This is a genomic window from Rubripirellula amarantea, from assembly GCF_007859865.1.
Classification (GTDB): Bacteria; Planctomycetota; Planctomycetia; order Pirellulales; family Pirellulaceae; genus Rubripirellula; species Rubripirellula amarantea.
Window position 1 is genome coordinate 1,265,128 of record NZ_SJPI01000001.1, and the last position, 24,952, is coordinate 1,290,079.

18 protein-coding genes are annotated in these 24,952 nt (G+C 52.5%); 11 read left to right on the forward strand and 7 right to left on the reverse strand.

The window, feature by feature from the left end:
* The first annotated feature begins 38 nt into the window (after positions 1-38).
* On the forward strand, positions 39-1,514 hold the full coding sequence (locus Pla22_RS04565) for an FAD-dependent oxidoreductase (protein ID WP_146513559.1): 1,476 nt from the start codon (positions 39-41) through the stop codon (positions 1,512-1,514).
* 16 nt (positions 1,515-1,530) lie between these two features.
* Here Pla22_RS04565 and Pla22_RS04570 read toward each other — a convergent pair whose 3' ends face one another.
* Positions 1,531-3,459, reverse strand: a complete 1,929-nt coding sequence (locus Pla22_RS04570) for a tetratricopeptide repeat protein (protein ID WP_146513560.1) — start codon at positions 3,457-3,459, stop codon at positions 1,531-1,533.
* 128 nt (positions 3,460-3,587) lie between these two features.
* Between Pla22_RS04570 and Pla22_RS04575 the strand changes: the two genes are divergently transcribed.
* Positions 3,588-4,325 (forward strand): class I SAM-dependent methyltransferase, encoded by a 738-nt coding sequence (locus Pla22_RS04575; protein WP_146513561.1) that lies wholly within the window; start codon positions 3,588-3,590, stop codon positions 4,323-4,325.
* Between the two features lie 23 nt (positions 4,326-4,348).
* Here the strand turns inward: Pla22_RS04575 and corA are convergent, their stop codons facing one another.
* Both corA and Pla22_RS04585 read right to left on the reverse strand, forming a co-directional pair.
* The gene (corA, locus tag Pla22_RS04580; RefSeq protein WP_146513562.1) at positions 4,349-5,443 is read right to left on the reverse strand and encodes a magnesium/cobalt transporter CorA; all 1,095 of its coding nucleotides are present in this window, start codon (positions 5,441-5,443) and stop codon (positions 4,349-4,351) included.
* Positions 5,440-8,889 carry a mechanosensitive ion channel domain-containing protein gene (locus tag Pla22_RS04585; RefSeq protein WP_165440512.1) on the reverse strand — a complete coding sequence of 1,150 codons (3,450 nt, stop codon included), beginning with the start codon at positions 8,887-8,889 and terminating at the stop codon, positions 5,440-5,442. The genes corA and Pla22_RS04585 overlap by 4 nt, the downstream gene beginning before the upstream one ends.
* Before the next feature lie 231 nt (positions 8,890-9,120).
* Here Pla22_RS04585 and Pla22_RS04590 point away from each other — a divergent pair, with 231 nt between their 5' ends.
* Positions 9,121-9,576 (forward strand): hypothetical protein, encoded by a 456-nt coding sequence (locus Pla22_RS04590; RefSeq protein ID WP_146513564.1) that lies wholly within the window; start codon positions 9,121-9,123, stop codon positions 9,574-9,576.
* A gap of 18 nt (positions 9,577-9,594) precedes the next feature.
* Here Pla22_RS04590 and Pla22_RS04595 read toward each other — a convergent pair whose 3' ends face one another.
* Positions 9,595-10,389, reverse strand: coding sequence for a sialate O-acetylesterase (locus tag Pla22_RS04595; protein WP_146513565.1), 795 nt, complete (start codon positions 10,387-10,389; stop codon positions 9,595-9,597).
* A gap of 254 nt (positions 10,390-10,643) precedes the next feature.
* On the opposite strand from Pla22_RS04595, the gene Pla22_RS04600 reads away from it, so the two are divergent.
* Both Pla22_RS04600 and ade read left to right on the forward strand, forming a co-directional pair.
* The gene (locus tag Pla22_RS04600) at positions 10,644-12,191 is read left to right on the forward strand and encodes a YifB family Mg chelatase-like AAA ATPase (protein ID WP_146513566.1); all 1,548 of its coding nucleotides are present in this window, start codon (positions 10,644-10,646) and stop codon (positions 12,189-12,191) included.
* Positions 12,192-12,254: 63 nt separating this feature from the next.
* Positions 12,255-13,904 (forward strand): adenine deaminase, encoded by a 1,650-nt coding sequence (ade, locus tag Pla22_RS04605; protein ID WP_146513567.1) that lies wholly within the window; start codon positions 12,255-12,257, stop codon positions 13,902-13,904.
* Between the two features lie 25 nt (positions 13,905-13,929).
* Here ade and xdhC read toward each other — a convergent pair whose 3' ends face one another.
* From xdhC to Pla22_RS04620, 3 genes are read right to left on the reverse strand one after another with little or no spacing between them, the layout of a single operon-like run.
* Entirely contained in the window at positions 13,930-14,721 is a 792-nt protein-coding gene (gene xdhC / locus Pla22_RS04610; protein WP_146513568.1) for a xanthine dehydrogenase accessory protein XdhC, read from the reverse strand.
* Positions 14,718-17,096 (reverse strand): xanthine dehydrogenase molybdopterin binding subunit, encoded by a 2,379-nt coding sequence (xdhB, locus tag Pla22_RS04615; protein WP_165440513.1) that lies wholly within the window; start codon positions 17,094-17,096, stop codon positions 14,718-14,720. The genes xdhC and xdhB overlap by 4 nt, the downstream gene beginning before the upstream one ends.
* On the reverse strand, positions 17,093-18,583 hold the full coding sequence (locus Pla22_RS04620) for a xanthine dehydrogenase small subunit (protein WP_146513570.1): 1,491 nt from the start codon (positions 18,581-18,583) through the stop codon (positions 17,093-17,095). Before Pla22_RS04620 ends, xdhB begins: the two co-directional genes overlap by 4 nt.
* A gap of 160 nt (positions 18,584-18,743) precedes the next feature.
* On the opposite strand from Pla22_RS04620, the gene Pla22_RS04625 reads away from it, so the two are divergent.
* From Pla22_RS04625 to ilvC, 6 genes are all read left to right on the forward strand, one after another.
* The gene (locus Pla22_RS04625) at positions 18,744-20,024 is read left to right on the forward strand and encodes an allantoate amidohydrolase (RefSeq protein ID WP_146513571.1); all 1,281 of its coding nucleotides are present in this window, start codon (positions 18,744-18,746) and stop codon (positions 20,022-20,024) included.
* Positions 20,025-20,109: 85 nt separating this feature from the next.
* Positions 20,110-20,874 carry a (S)-ureidoglycine aminohydrolase gene (gene allE / locus Pla22_RS04630; protein ID WP_146513572.1) on the forward strand — a complete coding sequence of 255 codons (765 nt, stop codon included), beginning with the start codon at positions 20,110-20,112 and terminating at the stop codon, positions 20,872-20,874.
* Positions 20,871-21,719 carry a factor-independent urate hydroxylase gene (pucL, locus tag Pla22_RS04635; protein ID WP_165440514.1) on the forward strand — a complete coding sequence of 283 codons (849 nt, stop codon included), beginning with the start codon at positions 20,871-20,873 and terminating at the stop codon, positions 21,717-21,719. The genes allE and pucL overlap by 4 nt, the downstream gene beginning before the upstream one ends.
* 4 nt (positions 21,720-21,723) lie before the next feature.
* Positions 21,724-23,583, forward strand: coding sequence for an allantoinase AllB (allB, locus tag Pla22_RS04640; RefSeq protein ID WP_146513574.1), 1,860 nt, complete (start codon positions 21,724-21,726; stop codon positions 23,581-23,583).
* Positions 23,580-23,915, forward strand: coding sequence for a hydroxyisourate hydrolase (gene uraH, locus Pla22_RS04645; RefSeq protein ID WP_146513575.1), 336 nt, complete (start codon positions 23,580-23,582; stop codon positions 23,913-23,915). Before allB ends, uraH begins: the two co-directional genes overlap by 4 nt.
* A 53-nt stretch (positions 23,916-23,968) precedes the next feature.
* Positions 23,969-24,952: a ketol-acid reductoisomerase gene (ilvC, locus tag Pla22_RS04650; protein ID WP_146513576.1), complete on the forward strand. Its 984-nt coding sequence runs from the start codon at positions 23,969-23,971 to the stop codon at positions 24,950-24,952.

The window sequence follows — 24,952 nt, forward strand, 5'->3', positions numbered from 1 at the left end:
CATTTCCCCATGCCTTCACTTTTTTCAATAGTCATCCCATGCGAGTAGCGATCATCGGCGCTGGCCCGGCTGGGATGACGGCAGCATTGCAGCTATGCCGCGGGGGTGCTGATGTTACGGTATATGAAGCGAGTCAGCATATTGGCGGAATGTCTCGCTCGCTTGACCTTTGGGGTCACCGAGTGGATATGGGGCCGCATCGTTTTTTTAGCACCGATGCAAGAGTCAATGGACTTTGGCTCGATGTTGTAGGTCGCGACTACGCCATGGTCAACCGCCTCACGCGAATCTACTACCAAGACAAGTTCTTTCATTATCCCCTTCGTCCGTTCGACACGCTGCGGAACATCGGGCTCTCGAAAGCGTTCGCCTGCACACTTAGTTATGTGAAAGAACGCATTCTCCGCGGGCAGTCCCCTCATGAAAACGAATCGTTTGAATCATGGTGCGTTCGTCGTTTCGGTCGAAAGCTCCACGAAACATTCTTTAAAAGCTACAGCGAAAAATTGTGGGGGATTCCCTGCGACGAACTAAGTGCTGATTTCGCAGCTCAACGGATCAGTTCGTTCTCATTGCCCGAAGCCATCCTCAGTGCGATATCAAATCGGCGGGCAGCACAGCACAAAACGCTTGTCGATTCCTTTGCCTATCCCTTTGGCGGAACCGGTGCAGTTTACGACAAGATGGCAGATCAAGTTCGTCATCTCGGTGGCACCATCGCCCTCAATACCCCCGTCCGTCGAGTCGTTCATGAAGGCTACAAAGTCACAGGGTTAGAACTAGCTGGCCATGAGAATAACTGCACAACTGATGAATCGTTTGATCATGTTGTTTCAACGATGCCGTTGACCTCGCTCGTCCGCGGTATGCAGGACGCTCCTAGCGACGTTGTTGACGCCGCAGCCCAATTGCGATTTCGCAATACTCTTCTCGTGTTCCTAAATATTGATTCGAGCGAACTATTTGATGACCAATGGCTGTACATTCATGACCCGAAAGTCCAGGTAGGTCGTGTGACCAATTTCCGCAACTGGGTTCCCGATCTTTACCAGGACCAAAGCACCTCTGTGATCGCTTGCGAGTACTGGTGTGATCACAACGACGCGATTTGGTCGACCAACGATGACGAGCTGATTGAACGAGCCACCAACGAGTTGCGGTCCACACGTTTGCTTAATTCCGAACGAGTTTTGGCGGGTCATGTCGAACGTTTGCCACGATGCTATCCCGTCTATCGCCGCGGCTATCGTAAACACGTTGACCGCATTTCGGATCACTTGCGACAATACTCGGGTTTGCTACCGATCGGGCGATATGGTTCGTTCAAATACAACAACCAAGACCACAGCATACTGATGGGAATTCTAGCAGCCGAGAACATACTCAACGATGCTCGCCACGACCTGTGGAATGTCAACGCGGACTTTACCCAGTATCACGAGCGCGCGGTAATCGCTGCCGAAGGTCTCATTTCTCAACCCCAAGTCTCTTCGCATGCCATGGCTATCGCCTAAGTCACACGACAAGGCATCACCGGGCGAGCTGCCGTCGAGCGTTTTCCAATTTTTCAGCCACCGCAATGTCCCCCCGTTCTCGCGCAAGATCCGAAGCGGACTGTAGCAACCTAAGCACGTCCTCATTCTTTCCAGCTTGAGAATAGGCCAAGACCAAGTTCATGTACTGAGGCAGGTCTTCGTCCAGACGCAAAGCCATTTCGAGTTGCTTAATGGCACCCGCGACTTGGCCTTGGCTTAGTAACAGCAGACCAAGGTTTGTTCTTGCCAACGCGAAGTCTGGACTCGCAGAGATGGTTTCGCGGTAATGCGTGATAGCCTGCTCGGAGTCCCCCTCAAACTCAAACAAACGTCCTAGATTCAAATGAGTGGCCGGGTCAGTCGGTTTGATCTCAAGTGTCCGTTGGTACTGCTCGATGGCTTCGTTGTTCTTACCCAAACGGTCATAAGCTTGCGCCAGGTTGTAACTCGATTTGTAGTACGTCGGATCTATTCGGTAAGACTTCTCAAAATACGGAACAGCTTCTTCGACATTTCCTTGCAAAGCTAACAACGTTCCCGCCCCGTATAATGCGATCGTGTTTTCCGGCTGATGCAGCAACGTGTCCTGCCAAAGTGCAAGTTGGTTGTGATACAGAGTCAACCTTCGCTTCGAGATCACAGCGAAAACACTCGCGATCGCTACTACAAAGACCACCACTAGCAAACGGAGAACCTTCGATTCGTGAACGTGGTTACTTAGTCTCGGTCGCAATACGTCTAAGATCCAGTAACTCCCTGCGATCCCGAACGGCACGATGACGGCGAGCGGCAAGTACATTCGCCGTTCCACCGCAGGTTCCATCGGCAAAGGTATCAAGAGCGTTGGCGAAAGAATGGCATAGAACGCAACGGTGACAAATGCTACCGGCCAGCGTTTTACGAACCCCCAAACACTTAACAGGATCAACAAAACATTCGCTGTAACCCACGGCCATACCGCTGCGAAATCAGTAACCACTGGAAACTGATAGTGAATCAATAGAGGCCAAGGCCAAACCGACATTCGCCAATACAAGAAAACGATGGGCGATTGACTCAACCACCAGTGATGGATTGCAACGCCTTCGTCGAAACCACCACCCGGAGTGCGAAACCCGTAGGCGTACAACAATGCGACGGGAATCCATGTCAGAGCTAAGCCAACGTAAAGCTTCCACGATTTTTTGAGCATGCTCCAACAACGATCATCGAAAAAGATTCGCTGGTACACGAACACCACCGCAGGCACCGACGCCATCATTTCCTTGCTAAGCATGCCCACAACCGACGCCAAGACCGCCAAGAACAAGTAGGTCGCCTTCGATCGCAAACTTTCCGCGGTAAAGTAGCATGACGAAAATAGCAAAGTGGCAACGTAGAACAGTCCGACCATCAACTCCGTCCGTTGTGTGATGTAGACGACCGTTTCCGTGTTGATCGGATGAACTGCCCAAACAATGGCACTTAGAAAACCGATGAGATTGGCAGATGAATCGAACCGTGTTCCAAATTTTCGCAGACGAAGCGTTCGAGTCACCAACACCCACACCAAAATTGCGACGGAACCATGGATCACCATGTTCACGACCCGATAACCTCGCGGATCCAATTGGTGAAAGTGATAATTGATGGCGAACGTAAGATTGACGAGCGGCCGAGCGGAAACAGGGGTTCCCGCGGTGGGATGAAGCGGGCCGAAATCGGGCGAATGTCCCACCAACGGCCAAAGCGTGTGGATGGAAGTGTTTTGAATCAGCGTGACTTCGTCATCAAAGATCAAGGGTGCATTAAGCGTGGAACCGTAAACTGCTGCGATCACCATCGCGAGCACAATGGCACCGAACGCCCAACGGAACCGATGATTTCGATCGTATGAACTTGCTGGGGCACTTTGATGGTCGGCGGCGATAACGTTGCTTTTCATGTCATCCCTATCGTCGTGCCTTCCTCGAACCGTGTAACATTTCCTGTAGAACGCTGTTAAACCAACGCCAAGCCGACGTGCGTTCGACTATCCCGAAAGCTCGACGACATATTTAACTTGCCAACAAGGTGGCCAACTTGCTGCACGACCTCGACGAAAACCGCGATCACTATAGCCGTGTGCTTGAGCAAAAACCATCGTTGTATTACGAACGGTTCGATCAGGACTTGCTGGAAAAACAGCCACTCACGAAAGAGCTTGTCGATAAAGCGTTTGAGCGACTGTTTCCGCACAAAGCCGGACGCTTACTCGACGTTGGGTGTGGCAACGCCTTCTACTATCCTCTGCTCAGTCGTCACGCTAACGAGATCCAAGGCATTGACGTCTGCGGCCCGATGATCGACGAGGCCAAAGAAGCCATCGCTGAGCGTGGACTCAATCATTGCCACGTTCAGGAAGCCTCTGCACTCGATTTACCCTTTGACGATGAATCGATGGATGTCGTTTTCTCCTGGGATTTTCTTCATCATGTGCCGGATGTCCCCAAGACGATTTCAGAAATCACACGCGTTTTGCGTCCCGGCGGTCGATACATCGCCTTAGAACCCAACATCATGAATGTCTCAATAGCTTGGTATCACTTCCGCCGACGATCAGAGTGGCGTCTCTTTCTTCAAAACCAATTCAGCATCCCACGCAAGCTACGAAATGACTTCGACGTCATGGTTCACTACGACAATACGATCATCAGCTTTCTGAACGATCGAACATGGTACATCTGGAAAGCGGCTGATGTATTGACGTCGATTCCGCCTTTTCATTTCCTTTCGTTCCGTTACTTCATAGACGCGGTAAAACGAGGTTAGCAAAGCGTCAACAATCGCGTTGACTAGCCTATCCACCGTTTGCGGTAGAAGAACACGACCATTCCGCCCGCGACAAGAGACATCAAGAACAACGCAAACGGATAGCCAAAGTACCATTGAGTTTCCGGCATGTTCCAAGGTGATGTCTGAGTTGAAAAGTTCATCCCGTATAGTCCCGCGATGAAACTAAGTGGGATGAAAATCGTTGCGATGACGGTTAGCACTTTCATCACTTCGTTCATTCGCATACTGGCCGCCGACATTTGAAGGTCTCGCAGGTCAGAGCAACTTTCGCGACACATTTCCAAGAGCTCAACAACGCGGATGGTGTGGTCGGCAACGTCTCGCAAGTGCAATCGAGTCGCTTCTCCTGTGAGTGGACCGTTGTACGTCAGCCAACTTTGGATCATTTCGCGGTGAGACCAAGCCACTCTTCGCAATCGTCGGATATCTGAACGAATTTCGAAGATCTGGTGAACCACTTCGCTGCCTCGATTCTGGTCCGCAATCTCGTCTTCCAGTTGATCTAGCGCATCGCCAAAATGATGCACATGGGGGAAGAAAGCGTCGACGACTGTATCGACCAGCGCGTACGCCAAGAAGTCACTGCCGTGTCTGCGCACTTCGCGAGACGACGACTCCAGTCGCTTCCGGACGGCATTGAAACAGTCACCTTCGCGTTCTTGCCATGAAACGACGTATCCGTTTCCGACAAACAAACTGACCTGTTCCAAATCTAACTGACCGTTGCTACTTGGCATTCGAACAACGATATACAAATGGTCGTCGTAGACTTCGATCTTCGGCCGCTGGTGTGTGTTGACGACATCTTCGAGGGATAACGCGTGAATCTTGAATCGTTTTCCGATTGCTGAAATCGTAGGTTCGTCACCCAATCCAACCACATCCACCCACACGACATGGTCACTTGAGGCTAATGGAATCTCTTCCACGGTTAGGTTCTCGAACCGTTTGACCTCGCTTCGGTTAAAACGAATCGCGCGGATCGATGTTGGAACTGCGTCATCGGCGATCGAAATTGTCCCCGGTGCCAACCCTACCGCTCGATCGACTTTACGTTTGCGTCGGAATGGGTTCGCAAATCGCTTTCGTTTCATAAGTCGCTTTCCGTGACAATCGTTCCGGCTTTTCCATTTGGATTGGGACCAGTAGTTTCAGAAGATTGATTCTTCGATCGCAAAAAGTCTGTTAATCCACTTGGCAACGATCTTAGGTGCAGATCTCGTTGTGGGAATGAGATTTCAATATTCGCCGCCGCGAACTTCCGATTGATGGACGTGTGCAAATCGTGAGTCACCGCCAATCGTTTTTCGTACGTCCCCAAATAAGCGCGTAGCGTGAAATTCAGGCTGTTGTCTCCGAAAGCGTCAAAGGTGACGTTTGTTTTGGGTTCTTCGAGAACATCTGGATTCTCCGCAGCAGCTTCTAGAATCAACTGATGTGCCAATTGAGTATCGGTCCCATAGGCAACGCCGACCGACAACACCAAACGGGTCACGTCATCCGAACGAGTCCAGTTGAGTACTTTTCCGGTGATGAATTCTTTGTTGGGAACGATGTAATCCTTGCGATCCCAATCGGTGATGGTAGTGGCTCGAATGCGGATCTTGGAAACGATTCCGGTCACGCCATCAATCTCAACAACGTCACCCACTCGCACCGGTTGCTCGAACAAGATGATGATTCCGGCAACGAAGTTGGCGAACATTTCTTGCAACCCAAACGCTAAACCAAACGTCAACGCAGTCGCCATCCATTGGATTTGGTTCCAGTGAAGCCCAATCGTTCCGCCGGCGATAATGATGCCGAGTAACACAATCGCGTAACTCACTAACGACGTAACGGCGTAGCGGATGCTGCGATCGATAGGTAGCCGACGCAAAACGGCAAACTCCAACAAACCAGGCAGGTTTCGAGCCGCAGCTAGCGTCAATCCAAAGAGCACACACGCCAAAGCCACCTCCGCGATCGTCACGTGATCCACCACCTCCCGTGAGTGCGGGATCAAATCACCGTTTTCATTCTTAACAAGATCAGTGACCGTGTCCGTTGACGACCAAAGCGGCCACTTCTCGAAAATCCCAAGCGCCGGAACGACATCGCTCCACACAATCCACAATCCGATCATCGCCGCGGCCACCATGGCGGTTTGAAATAGATTCCGCGACTGCTGCATCTGTTCTTGCAGGTCTTTGGCCGTGTCTTCGGCGATGGGAACCGGCGTCTCACTTGCGGCAGTTTCGGCGGCCAACGCGCGAGCTTGTTTGGCTTGTTCCATTCGCAGGGAGCGACGATGGATAAGTGACCATCGCATTACCAACGAGACCGCAACGGCGATGCCAAAGAGCAAACCTAAGGAAAGAAAAATTCGCCAGCCGATCTGTTGACTGGTGAAATGGTATCCAATCACCGTCAATACACCTAAGCCCACCGGTATCGCCACGATCACGGGATACCAAATTATCGCCGTTCGATTGACCCAGCCGCTCGGATGGGAAGCAATGTATCGAGCAGGCACTCCGCGGCGAGGATGAGCCACTCGCTGAATGAACAATCCAAACACAAAGGTGGCCAGCAACGAAAGGTAGCGTTCGAGCACATCATTGCCGTAGCCAATACTGCCGCCCGCTAGGAAGGCCGCTATCGATATGATCGGAACGGCAATGAATAGCAATGGCCGGATCGCTTGTCGCACTTTCTTGGTGGTCAGTTCAGGCCAAGCAAAATGGGATTGAGCCAATCCTTGCGACCTGCAGACTTGACGCATGAAGTCGAGTGGAAAGTACAAGAACGCTGTCGTCGAGCAACCCAACGAAAGAGCTGAAAGCGTGCGGTCGTTCCCTGCAATCGAGGAAAACCGTGATCCTAAGAACCCAAAAAACAGAGGGATGGGGAGCGAGGTTGCGACGGTCCAGAAAAACGCCTTTGCGGTCGGACCAAAATGAGTGAAGCTCGATTGACTGGCCTTTTCACCCAAGAGCGTGATCTCGGCGCGTAAGCGGTACCGTGAGAGCAACAACGTTAGCAGCGACAATCCCGCAGCAATCCAAATTGCAGGTCGAGTCGTCATATCGGAAATAATTTTCAATCCGACACCGGACCAAGCTGCGGGCAAAGTGAACCACCATTCCGCCTTAGCGGGGAACGGCTTCGAGTACATTGGCGAGGTGCTTCGGGTCCACAATACATTCTCGTTGATGTACTTCCGAGAGTCCTCGACCAGCTGAATGATTTCTTCCTCTGCCGTTGAAATCGAAACCAGAGTATTAAAGTAGTGGGTTTGATTTCGAATCGCTGGGTCCAAATACTCCGTTCGTTGCGTTTCGAGTAGTTGCAGAGCTTCCTTTTCTAACTCTTCGCGCTCGACACCATAGACAGGCCGATCGGCCTGCCGCAACAAAGCGTCGATTGTCAGACTCAGCTTAGCGTTGCGACGATCGGTCATCTCTTCCAACGCGTAGGCAGCGTCATCAATTTCCGATGATCGTTCGCGTATTCTCATGCGGTAAACACCGACACTGGGAAGATTCTGTTTTAGATTTCGCAGCATCGCCCCCACGGCGTCCGTCAAACCGACCTTATCGACACGGCTGGTCGCTTGCTTAAATGATTCGCGGATGTCTTCGAGCTGCGACTTCCGAGAAACAAGCCGGGTCTCTTCGTCCTCAATCTTTTTAGCCAGCGTTTGGTTGAGTTCAGCAAGCGATTGATTTTGTTCGCCGATGAAGCGGAGCAATGGGTGCATCTGATTGAGTTGCTTGCTTGCCATCTCGACACGGCTCGCAGCATCTTCGGCTCGTTTTTCTTCGACGATTGCTCGCAATGAAACCAATTGCTTTTGAAGCGTCTCTGCCTGGCGAGCCTCTAAGTCTCGAGTCAATTGAGGCAGGCTTGCTGCAGCTTCAGCGTCTAACAACGCCTTCTCGGCTTGCAGGGCAGCGACGTTTGCGTTGAGCAGTTCACTGGCGGTTTTTAACTCTACAATTGCCGCGTCGTTGGCAACCGTGCCATCAGCGTTCGCGACCGCGTTCTCAAACTGTTGTTTTCGTTCCTCAGCTGAATTGATGAGCTTCGGCAACTCGGTGTCGATCTCGGCGCGGCGTTGAGCGGAATTCTTCATCGCGGTCTCAGCCTGATTCACGGTCTGCTGCGCAGCCTGCGCCTTGGCTGTTAGCGACGCCAATTCGGCTTCTAATTCGGCAAGTGTTTCACCACGAGGCGCGCTCGGCTGAGCGTTCTGAAGCTGCTCGAGACTTCGTTTTGCTGAATCCGCACGCGCAGCAACCGTCTCAATCGCCGCTCGCCGTTTTTGAACCATTTCGGTCTTGCTGCTAGCCTCAGCCGCTTGTTTCTCTGCTTGATCAAGCACCGTCAGTGCAGCGCTCTTAGCCTCTTCTTCAAGATCCGCAGACTTCACCTGTTCACGCAACTTTTCTAGACCAGTTGCCGGTGTCGCAGAGCTAGTCTGCTCGCCAACTTGCGCAATCACGCCAGTCGGATTGAGGAGAACTAGAAGGACGGCAATTGCAAGCAAACGAAACATCAATACCCAGCGAATGAAAAGGACAACCATTAAAGGAACGAGAGGCTGAGGATAAAGCAACCAATCTGCTTACGCACGGGAGGATCAACGGGTGGGCGGACCAATTCGCTGCGATTCGGCCCAGAAATCATCGTTATGGCAAGAAATTTGCCGCTGCAAGTATCAAGGATTAGTTTCTAATCAGTGTGCTGATACCTGTCCCGCCCTGGTTTGCTTTGAAGGATAGATTCGATGCCCGATCATTCGCGACTTCCACTGATCTTTTCAATGGCTGTTTTTGTCGCTCTATTTCCGTCGCCATCATTCGCCCAGGTCAGTGGGCCGGACACGCAAAGTGTTCCTGAGATCCATTCATCGAAGGCCGAGCAGACGGAAGATTTACACCACCAGCAACGCGAACTGGAACGCGACGTTCAACAGTCTAAGACGCGGATCAAGATGCTCAATGCCGAAGAGCTTGCACTTCGCAAACGTCTTGAAGAACTCGATCGCGAGAAACTAGAAGTGGAAGCCAGAATCTCGCGTCTCATGGAAAGCCTTCGCGCACTCACCGCCCGAATCGAGTCGATGAACGATGAGGCGTTCAAAGATCAAAACGAGTTACCAACGTTTCAACCGCAGTTTCCGATTGAAATTGAAAGAGCCATGTTCATGGATTCGCAACCGATGTTTCGACTGCAGCGGTGAAAACTCAAATTTTCAAATCTAGTCAACCAGGGTTTGATACGCATTCGCATAACGCCGGCCCAACTCTCGATACGATTCAGCGTTGAAGTGGATGTTGTCGCCTTTGTGTTCCAAATCATCCGAATTGACGAACGCAGTGCGAGAGACTTGGTCAGGCAAGTTTCGGTGAACTGCGTCGACTCGCTTCTTGTCATCGTTCCAAGGTCGTTCGGGGAACTGTCCCATCTGGCCGACAACGATCGGAACATTCGGATCGCCCACTTCGGTTCGCAAGCGAGCGATCAACGTATGCAATTTAGACTCATAGACTTCGCTGAGCTGTGGTTGGCAATCCGATTCACCTTGGTGCCATAGAATTCCCTTGAGCGTGCCCACTTTCATCGCCATTAATAGCCGAGGCAACATTTCGTCATAGGGATGCGTCTTGGTTTCCGAGTGATAACCACCGGGCTCCCAACTCGCAATCGGCGAACCGCCAACGGCACAAGGAATCAGTCCAATCACTGCATCAGGGTTTTGTTTGGCAATTTCTATTGCAAAAGTTCGCCCCAAACCAACACCCACGATGTTCGGTTTGTCAAAGTGAATTGGATCAACCGCCGGCACCCATTGGTTCTGCTGGTTCAACATCAAGATGTTTGGTATTGGCGTCTTGTCGGCGTCGGTCACTGCGCCGCGCCCCGCCATATTGGATTGCCCGATCAGCAAGTAGAGATGAAAGTCTTTTTGGTTCTTAGGCAGCCCATTGTTTTGAGCATCAACAACCGGGGAAACAAGGGCGATCAGGATCAAAGCAACCAGGGAACGCAACATCGGATCGTACTTAGGGGGTCGAGATACAAACTTCATGCCCACCAGCATACTCTGATGCCTATTGGAAATGTCTATCCGACGGCCTTGAACATTCATGCCTGTGCGATGTCGACAAATCCAGAAATCCGGTTTCTTTACATTAACAACCGGTACGGACGAAACCGTTCGCTTACGCGTCGTGCTGGTAATCCGTCCAGCTTCATGTCACGATAACGCTGGATTTTGACGCTGGACTACAACGGTGGGCACGAATCATGTTAGCGCGACTGAAAACGTTTACGTTGCTGGGGATCGAAGCGATGCCGGTCGATGTCGAGGTCGACATCTCTCCAGCAGCGATGCCCAAGACGATTCTCGTGGGACTTCCCGACGCCGCGGTTAAGGAATCGACTCACCGCGTCGAGCGTGCGATCGTCAACAGCGGTTTCATCCGGCCTCAAGATCGCATCGTCATCAACTTGGCTCCTGGGGATCTTCCCAAACAAGCCGCTTCATTTGATCTGCCGGTCGCGTTAGGCGTACTGGCCGGCAGCGGTCAACTCGCGGCCGATCGACTCGAGGAGTACTCAATCATCGGTGAACTGGCACTCGAAGGCCAGACTCGTCCCGTCAAAGGTGCGTTGTCCATCGCGATCGAAGCTGCCAAGGACAAGAACATGCGCGGCATTGTGGTACCAGCGGAAAACGCCGCGGAGGCTGCGGTTGTCGAAGACCTTGAAGTGATTCCGGTACGATCGCTCGCCGAAGCCGTTGCGTTCTTCTCCGGTGCCATCGATGTGGATCCCTACCCGAGCAAGATACAAGAATTGTTCGAGCAGTTCAGCGTCTACGACTTAGACTTCGGTGACGTGCGCGGACAAGAATCTGCCAAGCGAGCGATGACCCTTAGCGCGGCAGGGCAACACAATTTGCTGATGGTCGGGCCGCCCGGTTCGGGGAAGACGATGCTGGCGAAACGCATGCCAACTATCTTGCCTCAATTATCAGCGGGTGAATCCATTGAAACCACTCGCATCTATTCGGCGCTGGGTCAACTTCCAGCCGGTCAACCGCTACTCGCTCGGCGACCATTCCGAGCACCTCATCACACAATTAGCGACGCGGGACTCGTCGGCGGCGGTTCACCACCGTCGCCCGGCGAAATCAGCAAAGCTCATAACGGCATTCTGTTCCTCGACGAGTTACCCGAGTTCAATCGAAAGACTCTTGAGGTCATGCGTCAACCTCTTGAAGATGGCATCGTTACGATCAGCCGAGCGCTCCGTTCCACGACCTTTCCCAGTGACTTCATGTTAGTCGCCGCTGCGAACCCTTGCCCATGCGGTTATCGATCCGACCCAAGACGTAGTTGCAACTGCACGCCCCCCCAAATTGAAAAGTACATGAACAAGATATCGGGACCGTTGCTTGATCGTATCGATATTCATATCGAGGTGCCGGCGGTACCGTTTGAAGAACTGCAGGGCAAAGCTACCGCGACCGATGGAACCACAAGCTCTGTGATGCGTGAGGAAGTTACTCGTGCGCGTCATCGACAAGCCGAGCGGTTTGCTAATTCCCAGACTCGTTACAACGCGCAAATGAGCAGTCGCGACGTTCGCAAGTACTGCGAACTGAACAAAGCCTGTCAACAAATGCTGCGACACAGCGTTGAAGAAATGGGATTGTCCGCACGAGCGCACGACAAAATCTTACGCGTCAGTCGCACGATCGCCGATATCGCTGGCGACGAGTCGATCGACGAGATGCACTTGGCCGAAGCAATTGGTTATCGAAATTTGGACCGGGATCTCTGGACATAAACCGATATTTAGACAAAGCTCAGAGGATCGAACCTCGACTGGCGGAAAGGCAAGGAATGTTTATTGAATACGCACTTTTCCATTACTGGCAGGCTAGTTGATGTCCACCATCGGGAAATTTACCCCGCTCGGGTGAACGTGGCCGACGGACGAATTGCTCGCATAGAACGAATCGAAGAACGACACCTCGATTCATCAGGTTCGTTCTTGATGCCTGGCTTCGTCGATTCACACATTCACATCGAGAGTTCGATGGTTCTGCCGAGCGAGTTTGCTCGCGTGGCAGTGACTCACGGCACTGTGGCAACGGTCTCAGATCCCCACGAGATTGCCAACGTTTGTGGTATCGACGGCGTTGAATTGATGCTTCGCAATGCGGCTCAGACTCAATTCAAGTTTATGTTTGGAGCACCCGCGTGCGTGCCGGCCACCATTTTTGAAACCGCTGGCGGATGCCTGGATGTAGCGGCCGTGACGCGGCTTCTTGACGACGATCGCATTGGCTACTTGAGCGAAATGATGGACTTCCCAGGAGTCCTAAATCGCAATCCGCAGGTGATGCAGAAAATCGCCGCTGCCTTGGAACGCGGTAAGCCAGTCGATGGTCATGCGCCGGGACTGCGCGGCGAAGCGGCCGCTCGATACATCGCCGCAGGTATTACAACGGATCACGAATGCTTTACGATTGACGAAGCGCTCGACAAAATCAACGCCGGTTGCAAGATCGCGATTCGCGAGGGTTCCGCAGCAAGAAACTTTGATGCGTTGCAATCACTCATCGACCAATATCCCCAGTCCTGCATGTTATGCAGCGACGACAAACACCCCGACGAATTATTGCTCGGTCACATCAATCAAGTGGCAGCCCGCGCGATCGCTGCGGGACGAGATTTGATGAACGTGCTGCAGGTTGCCTGCGTTAATCCGGTTGAGCATTACCGAATGGAAGTCGGGTTGCTTCGCGAAGGTGATCCGGCGGACTTCATCGTTGTCGATGATCTTATCCATTTCGGGGCTAACCAGACTTACATCGGCGGCGAACTGGTGGCCCAGCGCGGCCAATGCTTGATGCCCAATGTTCCTACGGAAACCATCAATCACTTTGAAGCCAATCCGATCAGCGAAGACGCTTTGGCAATCCGAGCACGTTCGCAGAAAATTCGCGTCATCGAAGCCATTGACGGGCAATTGATTACCAACTCAATCGTGCGGCAGTGCCTAAGCGTCAACGGTTTCGCTGTCGCAGACGTCCTGCGTGACCTGTTGAAGATCGTCGTTGTCAATCGATACGCCAATGCGTTGCCATCGGTTGGCTTCGTGACGGGTTTTGGGCTTCAATCGGGTGCGATTGCGTCGTCCGTCGCCCACGATTCACACAACATCGTCGCCGTGGGCACCAATGACTCGGACTTGGTCGCTGCGATCAATGCGGTCATCGGTAGTCGCGGTGGGCTGTCCGTCGCCGACCGCGGTCAGATCGACGTTTTACCGTTACCGGTTGCAGGACTGATGTCGACACAGTCGTGCCAATCGGTCGGCACCCACTACAGCCAGATGGACGCTCGTGTGAAGGAACTCGGCACACCGCTTCAATCTCCATACATGACGCTCTCGTTCATGGCGTTGCCGGTGATTCCGGCTTTGAAACTAAGCGACAAGGGATTGTTCGACGTCAGCGTGTTCAACTTCGTTTCGCTGTTTGTCGATGAATGATCGGCGGCAAAGCGAATCTTATTTGTTAAACATTCTTGATACGGTCGCGGTGCTGTAGCAATTGCGCAGAGATACTAATTGCTATTTCGGCGGGTTGATTGGAACCGATGGGCAAACCGATCGGGCACAAAAAACTAGCCGCGGTTTCGGCATCTATCCCTTCCTCACGTAGCTCACGCTCGAGGACACCTCGCTTGGACTTGCTGCCGATCACGCCCAGGTACGCCGGACTTATCGCGTTCTGAAACAAAGTCGCCAAGACGGGCCGATCGGTGGAGTGCCCCATGGTCATGCAGATGACGTAGTCATTTGAAGTCAATGTTGCAGCTACGGTCGTCAAATCATCAACGCACTTTTTAGTCAGTCTAGGATGGTCATCGATACGTTTCATCCATTCTATCCGTGTGTCGACGCAGGTAACGTGGCAATCCAGGGTACCCAGCACCTTCAACAAAGCCTGAGCCACGTGCCCGGCACCAAAGACGACGACGTGCCAGTGATCACGGTTGTAAACTTCGAAGTACAGCTTGACCAATCCACCGCACGTCATGCCAATGTCGCGTTGCAAGTTCCAGTCGACCAGGGCGCGACACCGACTCGGGTCGGCGAGCATCTCTTTCGCAAACTCAATCGCGTGAAATTCAACTTTTCCTCCGCCCACGGTTCCATGCACCAACCCATTCGCATCAACGAGCATCTTTGAACCGGCGTCTTGAGGAGTGCTACCAATGGCTTCAACCATGGTCACAGCCACAAACGGCAAACCACCGGCGGCCAAACTGGCTAACGATTCGATATGGGAGACATTCTTGGTCACGTGGAACTTTGGGCTGCGAGATGTTCACTAAGACAACGCAAAATTTCTTCACCAGTCGCCGGTAAACGCAAACCTGGATCCACCTTTCCCGGCAATGACGCCAATGCGTTTTTCACGGCTGCCCAAGCGGCTACGCCAAGTAGCAACGGCGGTTCGCCAACAGCCTTGCTGCGACGAACGCAGTGCAGATTATCCTCATTGGGAAACATCTCGCAGCGAAAATCGGCCGGAACATCGGTGATCGCGGGAATCTTGTAGGTTGTTGGCGAATGAGAAAGTAACCGTCCAGCCTCGTCATAGACAAGGCATTCCGAAGTGACCCATCCCATTCCCTGGATGAAACCACCCGTGATCTGTCCGATATCAACGCCAGGATTGATCGACTTCCCAATGTCCATCAACAAGTCGACACGCGGCACCGAAAGATCACCGGTGAAACGATCGATCTTCACTTCCGCAACGGCTGCTCCCTGAGTGAAGTAGAGGAAAGGATTGCCTCGCCCCGTATCACGGTTAAAGTCCACTCCTGGCGTTTTGTAGAACCCCCTCGCTCCGATATCGATGCGTTCAAGTCGTGCACGATTGGCAAGATCGGGAAATGACAAACGGGATCCCGGTTGCCGCGAATCTCGAACGCAACCGTTCTCAAAAACAATATGCTCTGCCGAAGGGATCAAACCCTCTTCACGGGAAGAAAAGATAGTCGCGGCAAACTCGGCCATGCGAGTCTTAATCAATCGGCACGCATCCAACGCTGCCGCACCGTTTAAGTCGGTACCGGCCGAGGCCGCCGTGGGTGACGTGTTGTTATTCTTCTCGGTGGACGTTGGCATTACGATCACATGCCGGTAGTCGATTCCGAACTCGTCGGCCACCAATTGCCGAATCTTGGTGTTAAGACCTTGGCCCATCTCAGTGCCGCCGGTGGAAACCTGCACCGTGCCATCGGTGTAGACGTTCACCAAGGCATTGCCCTGGTTCAGGAACTTCGACGTGAACGAAATCCCGAACTTCACCGGCGTCATCGAAAGACCACGAAGGAACATTGGGTCACGTTGATTGGACAACGCAATCTCGCTTGCCCGTTTGGTGTAATCGGACGTTCGCGCCAGCGTTGTCATGATTTCAGGCAAATGATTGCCACTGAAGTACTGCCCATAGGGTGTTACGTTGCGATCAGTGGTCCCGTAAAGATTGCGAAGTCTGACGTCTAAAGAATCGACTTTCAAAAAGTCCGCAACTCTCTCGATGATATTCTCAGTTGATGCAACAGCTTGGGGTCCGCCAAAACCTCGAAAGGCGGTATTGGGTGGATAGTGAGTACGGCAGACTTGACCATTGACTTCGATGTTCGCAAAGTAATAGGCATTGTCCGTATGCAACAACGTGCGTTCCATGATCGACGTCGATAAGTCCGCCGCTGCGCCGCCGTCGGAATAGTAGTCACACGTCAGACCCACGATCTCGCCATTGGGTTCGAAACCGACCTGCCAACGACAAAGGTAGCCGTGTCGTTTGCCGGTGACACACATATCGGTGTCTTTGTCGTAGACGATCCTAGCAGCACGACCAGTATGGTTGGCGACCATTGCAACCATCAAAGCCGGGATCACCGCCTGAGTTTCCTTACCACCAAACGCGCCGCCCATGCGTTTGCAAACGCAGACGACTTGGTGCATGGAAAGACCAAGCACTTCAGCGACCATCGTCTGAATCTCGGTCGTGTTCTGAGTTGACGAGTGAACGACCAACTGTCCTTGCTCGCCGGGGTACGCCGCGGCAGCTTGCGATTCGAGATAAAACTGTTCCTGCCCACCAATTTCAAATTCACCGGACAACTGGTGAGTCGCCGTCGCGATTGCTAGATCAGGATCGCCTCGACGAATTTGCCGACGCGGACCAATGAAGTGCTCACCGGCTACCGCGTCTTTGATCGAAAGGACCGGTTGGGATGGCTTGACATGGATCTTGACCAACGCACACGCTCGCCTGAGAGCTTCCGAAGTGCTTGCCGCGATCACTACGACCGGTTGCCCCACATACAACACTTCTGCATCCGCTAAGAAAGGTTCGTCGCATATGATCGGACCAAATAGATTGTGCTCGCCAACGTCAGCATAAGTAAGCAGACACGCAACACCTTCCACTTCCTTGGCGGCTTCGAGCTCAATCGATGTAATGGTTCCAAAAGCGATGGGGCTCCCCACAAAGCCCACGAACAACTCGTCTTCTCGACGCGGTAGGTCGTCAATGAACGGAGCCGAGCCGGTCACATGACCAATGGCTGAATCATGCGGAATGGTTCGACCAACCGACGGATCAACCTTGTCTGCCACTGCCGAACCGTCTTGCACTTGTTGGACAAGCTTATTCACACGCTGACTCCTTCTGACGTCGTCTGGTAGTAGAACTTTGCCAAGACATTCCGAGCTAATTGGATTCGAAATTCATGGCCACCGCGGACATCCGATATCGGTGAAATTTCACTGACAGCGATGTCACCGGCTTCCCGCATGGATTCAAGGCTAAAGGAACGACCTCGGAGGAACGATTCTGTTTTCCGCAGTCGAAGCACCACCGGCCCTACTGCTCCATAAGCGATTCTTGAATCAACAATCAAATCACCATCACGCTCAATTTGAATGGCCGCGGTGAACGTGCTGATGTCCAGATCGCGACGACGCGACACCTTGTACAAGCGTAAATCAGCGGTTGGAGGAGGCATTGGAATTCGAATGCGAGTGAGCAACTCGCCACGCCGCAGGTCAAACTTCTTGTAATCCTGATAGAAGTCGTTGATGTTGACTATTCGCGTCCCCCCAGCACTTTGCAATTCTAGTTCCGCACCACACACCATTAAGAACGGCAACGAATCGGCAATGGGCGACGCGTTGATAATGTTGCCGCCAATGGTTCCGACGTGGCGGATCTGAGGTGAACCAAAGATGGAAAGGATCTTGTGAAATTCAGGTGCGGTCGTTTTGCATAGGTGTTCCAAATTAGTCCAGGTCGCACTCGCCCCCGCGATGATGGATTGATCCTTCCACTCGATGTCTGTCAACTCATCCACTCGACTCAGATCAAGCCAATGGCTGGGACTGCAAATTCCCTTATTGAACTGAACGCCAACGTCCGTCCCCCCGGAAATGATTTTTGCACCTGGAAACTCTTGCAAGAAGGCAATTGCTTGGGCGAGCGAACGCGGCGATGCAATCACTTGCGTTTCGCCATCGATCGACTCGTTTTCGACGCGGACCTCATCATCACCAACTGATCGAACAGCATCAGCCATTTGCATCGCAGGGTAGCGCTGGTTCATGGAAGGCGAACTCACTGCTGCCGCTTGGCGTCCCGCAGCAACGATTGGCGAGTACCCCGTGCATCGACATAAGTTACCCGTCAAACCACTACGCCACTCTTCTTCGGACGGGTTGTTGTTCTGTTCAAGAATTCCGGTCATCGCGACTACGAAGCCCGGAGTGCAAAAGCCGCACTGGGATCCGTGGCAATCGATCATCGCTTGCTGAACGCTCGTTAGAGTTTCGTTCTGCTGGGTTTGCTTGGGTAATGCATTCAATGGTGGGCCATCCGCTAGCCCCTCAACAGTGATGATGTGACAGCCATCAAGCTGAAAAACAAAACGTATGCATGAATCAATCGGCAGGTAGTGAATTGCTTCACCCGATGTGTTGATTCGACCGCAAAGAACAGAACAAGATCCGCAATCGCCTTCCGAGCAAACAATCTTGGTGCCACACAACTTGAGTGTCTTGCGAAGAAAAACTGAGAGCGTCAGAAATGCATCATCTCCCTTAATGAGATGCTGGCGTCCATTGACGAACAGTAAGGTATGATTCCGCATCGAAAGACCTTGGCAGCATCGGGGAGATCGTCGCAGCAGCAAGCAAGACGAACATTACAAGTATAGTAACTGCATAGCATCCAACGATAACCGCACTTTGGCAACCTTCAACCACAGCCAAAACAACAACCACAGAACAGCGTTAGCAGCCGCCCTCTTCATGACTGATTCATCTCCATGCGAAACGGAACCAAGTGTCCTGCGGTCTGCTGCAGAACGAGTGGTCGAGCGATGCCTTCGTCTAGCAGAGTATTCCGATGATCCAGGTAAGCTGACCCGAACGTTTTGCTCGCCCGCGATGAAGAGTGCTCACGCCGAATTATCGACGTGGATGCAGGACGCGAAGATGGACTGCGTTCTTGATCCGGTCGGCAACTTAATCGGCAAGACCCGTCATCGCGCCAACAATGACATCTTCATGATTGGATCTCACTTAGACACCGTCATCAACGCAGGTCGTTTTGATGGACCGCTGGGAGTATTGCTTGGGCTCGCGGCCGTCGAAGTACTCAACGAATACGAATCGAAGATGTCGTTTGGGATTCACGTCGTCGGATTCTCTGAAGAGGAAGGTGTGCGATATCGGTTTCCCTTCATCGGATCTCGCGGGATCGCCGGACGCCTTGATGACTCGGAACTCGATCGAGTCGACGCGGACGGCATCAGCATCCGTTCGGCTCTCTCATCGTTCGGGTGCAATCCCGCGAAGTTGAATTCGGCTAGTTACGCCGACAAACGCCTTGTCGGATTCATGGAAGCGCACATCGAGCAAGCGGTTGTCCTTGAGGAATCGTCGTTACCGGTTGGAATCGTATCCGCGATCGCCGGTCAAACACGTGCAAAGATTTTGATCGAAGGCGTTGCCGGTCACGCTGGTACGGTGCCCCATCATCATCGACGCGACTCTTTGGCGGCGGCGGCTGAATTGATCCTGAAGATCGAATCGCTTGGCAAACAAACACCGGGCTTGTTCGCTACCGTGGGTTGCGTTGATGCTAGCCCCGGATTATCCAACGTGATTGCCGGACGAACAGAACTAAGACTAGACCTCAGACACGAGAACGATGAAGAGCGAACGAAGGCTTTTCAATCCATCGACCAATGCCTGGGCCAAATCAGTCAAGAACGTGGTGTTCGAGGAAGCTTCGAAGCAATTGAACACACGCCTGCGGTGATCATGGACTCATATTTGTCAGGCCTGCTTGCAACCGCCACCCAAGAAACAATCTCGAACGTCACCTCGATGGTCAGTGGCGCCGGTCACGACGCCATGCTCATGTCGAAAATCACACCGACGTGTATGTTGTTCATACGTTGCCACAATGGGATCAGTCATCATCCCGACGAAAGTGTTACCGCCGAAGATATTCACGTCGCCTTGTGTGTGATGGTGAAAACGTTGATGGAACTAAACCAACGGGCTTTGGGCACGACCACATAGTGCCGATAGAAATTCGGTTAGCCTGATAACGAGGTTCCGCCTCGCTTGGCAATCGCACCTTAGAACCAATATCAGAAAGAAAGTTATGACGTCCAACGCACCGCTCGTCTTCGGAAGTACTCGTAGCCGCGTGGAGCGAAACTACGCATTAATTACTCCTGACACTCACGTCAATTCGCCGTTGATTGGTTGGACGGAAGCGACGGCAGTCATTCACATTTCGCCGGAAATGGGTGCTCGATTCACTCAGTACACTGCCATGCTTGCCGCGGGCGGTAGGAGCGGTTCAGCAGGGCCCGGGGTAGAACGCTTTATCTATGTGACGCAAGGTTCCATTGTCCTATCGACGCAATCGGATCGCTCACTCTCGGTGGGTTGCTACGCCTTCATCCCTGCTGATTCGGAAGTGTTTTTTTCCTGTGACCAATCGGCCACTTTGGTCGTTTTCGAAAAACAATATGTACCGCATCCAGATTTCGAACCGCCGGCGATGGTGGTGGGTAACGCTAAGGAAGTGGAAGGGGTGCCATTCATGGGCGATCCCGATGCAGTCTTGCAAACGTTTTTGCCGATCTCGCCTGAGTTTGATATGGCCGTCAATTTGTTCACCTACCAGCCCGGCGCTACCCTTCCGCAAGTCGAAATTCACGTGATGGAACACGGCCTGATCATGACGGACGGGCAAGGCATCTATCGTCTTGGTGAAGACCACTTCCCTGTCGCTGCCGGCGACGTGATTTGGATGGCGTCGTACTGTCCCCAATGGTTCGTAGCGATGGGCAAAAAACCAGCCAGCTACCTTTATTACAAAGACATTCACCGCGACCGATTAAGCGAGAAATTTCAATGAGCGTGATTCTTACCAATCAATCTTACGGCAAATCTCAAGTCTGCTTGTCCTACGTTACCCGACGCGACGGCATTCATGATTTCATTCAAATCACCGTCGATGTGGCACTCGAGGGTGACTTTCACGCGGCCTATCTTGAAGGTGACAACTCCAATGTCGTTCCCACGGACACCGTGAAGAACACGGTTTACGCGATCGCTCGCATTCATGGCGTCGAGTCAATCGAATCGTTTGCTCAACACCTAGCCAAGCACTTCTGTAAGACCTATCCACAAGTGGATTCGACAACCGTGTCGATTAGCCAAACATTGTGGACACGGGTTTGTCGTGACGGCGCATCACATGACCACGCGTTTGTCGGTGGCAGCAATGAACGCAACACGTGCCGAGTTGTCGCAACCAACGATTCGCTGCTGATGCATTCGGGGTTGCTTGGTTTACAAGTCCTAAAGACAACTGAATCCGGATTCGTGGGCTTCTCGAAGGATCAATACACGACGCTGGCCGAAACAACCGATCGCATCTTCGCCACGACGATTACGGCAGACTGGCCGTGTGGTGACCCAACGCTCGATTGGACTCAAATTCGCGATACCGTTCGAGGTTGCTTGTTAGACATCTTCTCGAACCGCTATAGCCCATCAGTTCAAAAAACGCTTCACGAGATGGCGGAAGCCGTACTTGAAGAATGCCCCCAAATCGACGAGATCGCACTCAAAATGCCAAACCAACATCACATCCCTGCCGATATCGCGAAGCTTGGCCTCGAGAACAACAATGACATCTTTGTTCCATCGCCAGAGCCGTTCGGCGTGATCAGCGCAACCATCCGTCGGGTTGCCTAGCACGATGGCAGAACCATCCACCGCAGCGTTCGCTATCACCAGCACTCGAGTTGTTACTCCCGAGGGCGAGGTCGACACAGCCATCGTGATCGAGGGCGACAAAATCAGTGAGCTGAAGAACCGCGCGGAAATCCCTTTTCACATGCCACTGATCGATGTCGGCGACTCGATGGTTTCGCCTGGCATTATCGACGCTCACGTTCATGTCAATGAACCCGGACGAACGAACTGGGAAGGTTTCGAAACCGCAACGCGCGCGGCTGCTGCTGGGGGTGTTACCACGATCATCGACATGCCTTTGAATAGCAGTCCAGTAACGACGACGGTTGAAGCACTTCGCATTAAGCAAGCCGCCGCGCACGGCAAGTGCGCCGTAGACGTTGGTTTCTATGGTGGGTTGGTACCGGGCAATGAGAACGATATCGCCAAACTGGTTGATGCGGGCGTGATGGGTATCAAAGCCTTTCTGTGTGATTCGGGCTTAGATGAATTTCCAGCCGCGGGCGAGAAAGAGCTTCGTTCCGCGTTGCAGACTTTGCGAAGCAAAAATGTTCCTCTGCTTGCTCATGCGGAAGTTGTCGGAAACACGATTACGATTGCTGACCCAAGGTCCTATAACGACTACGCAAATTCGCGACCGGAAAGCTATGAGATCGCCGCGATCAAACAACTGATTGATCTTTGTCGCACCTATGTGACCCCGATTCACATCGTTCACCTAGCCACAAGCGCTGCGCTATCAATGATTGCCGAAGCAAAGGCGGAAGGCTTGCCCATCACGGTGGAAACCTGTCCTCACTACCTGTTCTTCGAAGCTGGCCAGATTGGTGAAGGTCAAACGAGTTTTAAATGTGCTCCGCCCATCCGAGATCAAACCAATCGTGATCTGCTCAGGGATGCCGTTGCGTCAGGTATCATCGAAACGGTGGGCTCGGATCATTCGCCGTGCTCGCCAGACTTGAAATGCCTTGAAACCGGTGACTTCTCGAAAGCGTGGGGAGGTATTGCAAGTCTGCAACTTACGCTTAGCGTGATGTGGACGATCGCCAAAGAGGCTGGTTGGACGCCGGGACTGCTGGCGGAACGATTGTCTCATCGTCCCGCTGAAGTATTCGGTCTCGGATCAACCAAAGGTCGAATTTCACCCGGCTTCGATGCGGACTTGGTCATTTGGGACCCCGCCGGATCGTTCGACGTACACGGTCATGAACTCGGCCATCGCCACGACGTCACTCCTTATGAAAACCTTCAATTGCTTGGAAGAGTCGAGCAAACTTATCTGCGAGGGAAGCTGATTTACCAAGCTGGGTCATTAGTCGGTGATCGCGTGGGCAAACTGTTGCACCGTCAATCAAATTGTCTGCTAGCGAGTCGCCTCAACAGCATGAACGACACCCAACTTGCCGATGCATTGGAAACATGTTGTGCATCAAAGACATGGATCCAACAGATGATTTCCGGTGGGCCATTCAAAGACGACAAAGAAGTAGTCACACGTTCAACTGAAGCTGGGCAAACTTTAGGTGAAGCCGATTGGTTAGAAGCGTTCTCGGCACACCCTCGCATCGGAGACATTGACTCACTTCGCCAAAAGTACGCCAATACAAAATCCATTGCGGGCAATGAGCAGTCCGGAGTCAACGATGCCAGCGACAAGGTCCTTCATCAGTTGTCCGCGGCTAACGATGCCTACTACGACAAGTTCGGTTTCATCTTCATCGTTTGCGCAACTGGTAAATCTGCGGCCGAAATGCTCGCGATACTCGAACAGCGATTACCGCTTTCTCGTGATCAGGAACTCGCCAATGCTGCCGTCGAACAACTCAAAATCACCGAAATTCGACTGAGAAAACTAATCCCATGACTGGAATCACCTCGCACGTCCTGGATACCTCGCTCGGAAAACCTGGCGCAGGCATTCGAATCACGCTGGAACAAGCAGAAGGATCCAATTGGATCTCGTTGGGCGAAGGCGTTACCAACGATGATGGTCGAGTTGCCGACTTGTCCAATGGAAACGTCACGGAAGGCGAATATCAAATCACGTTCTTCGTCGCTCAGTACTTTGAAGAACGAAATGTGGAAACGTTCTATCCAATCATTCGGATTGCGTTTTCGATCGTTGATGCTCAACAACATTATCATGTACCGCTTCTACTTAATCCGTTCGGTTTCTCAACGTACCGCGGAAGCTGACTCAACGAGAATGACGAACACCCTCACTTCCGCTAACCCATGTGAATGATGCTATGGAAAACCAAATTTTCTTAGACAAAGACGCCGATCTAAAGGTGCTCGAAAACAAAAAAATAGCCATCATCGGCTACGGAATCCAAGGCCGCCCGCAAGCGTTGTGCATGCGAGACAGTGGCTTGGACTTGATCATAGGAGTGGGTTCAAAAACGCGGTCATCGTGGGGCGCCGCGATCGAAGATGGGTTTGAACCGGTTTCAATCGAAGAGGCGACGGCGGCTGCGGATTTGGTTTACATCTTGCTCGCAGATCCTCCCCAGCCCGAGATCTATTACGCATCCATTCATGAGCATCTGAAACCCAACAGCACGCTTGCGTTTTGCCACGGCTTTAATGTTCTTTACGGAGCAATCAAGCCGCCTGAAAATGTGAACGTGGTACTGTTCGTGCCCAACGGTCCCGGTCACACGGTCCGGCAAAAGTACTTGGACGGCTCTGGTATCTATGGTGCGATTTCGGTCGAACAAGATGTTACCGGCAACGCACTGGACATGGTGCTTGCGCTTGCGAAGTCCGTGGGTAGCCTGCGTGTAGGCTCGGTTGGCGTGACGTTTCAACAGGAAACCGAGGGCGACAATTTCGAGGAACAAGTGTTGTACGGCGGAGTCATTCATTTGATGAAGGCGACGTTCGACACGATGGTCGCCGGCGGCTACCCGCCGCACTTTGCGTACGCAAAGGCGATTCGATCACTCCGCACCGTTGTCGACGTGATGGATGAAATTGGTATCGAGGAATACATTTCGCGCCGCTCTAGTCGCACATGCGAGTTCGCCGTTCGCAAAAGTGGCCCGAGGGTTGTCAACTACGAAGAAGTGCAAAAGATCTTTGACGAAACTGAACGTGGCGAGTTTGCGGCAAATTGGATGCAAGAATGGACACTCGGAATGCCACGCTTGCATCGCATGCGAAGAACAGGTGCCGAATCCAAGATGGAACAAACCGGTCGCGAGTGGCGCGAAAACTTTGGTAAGGGTTAA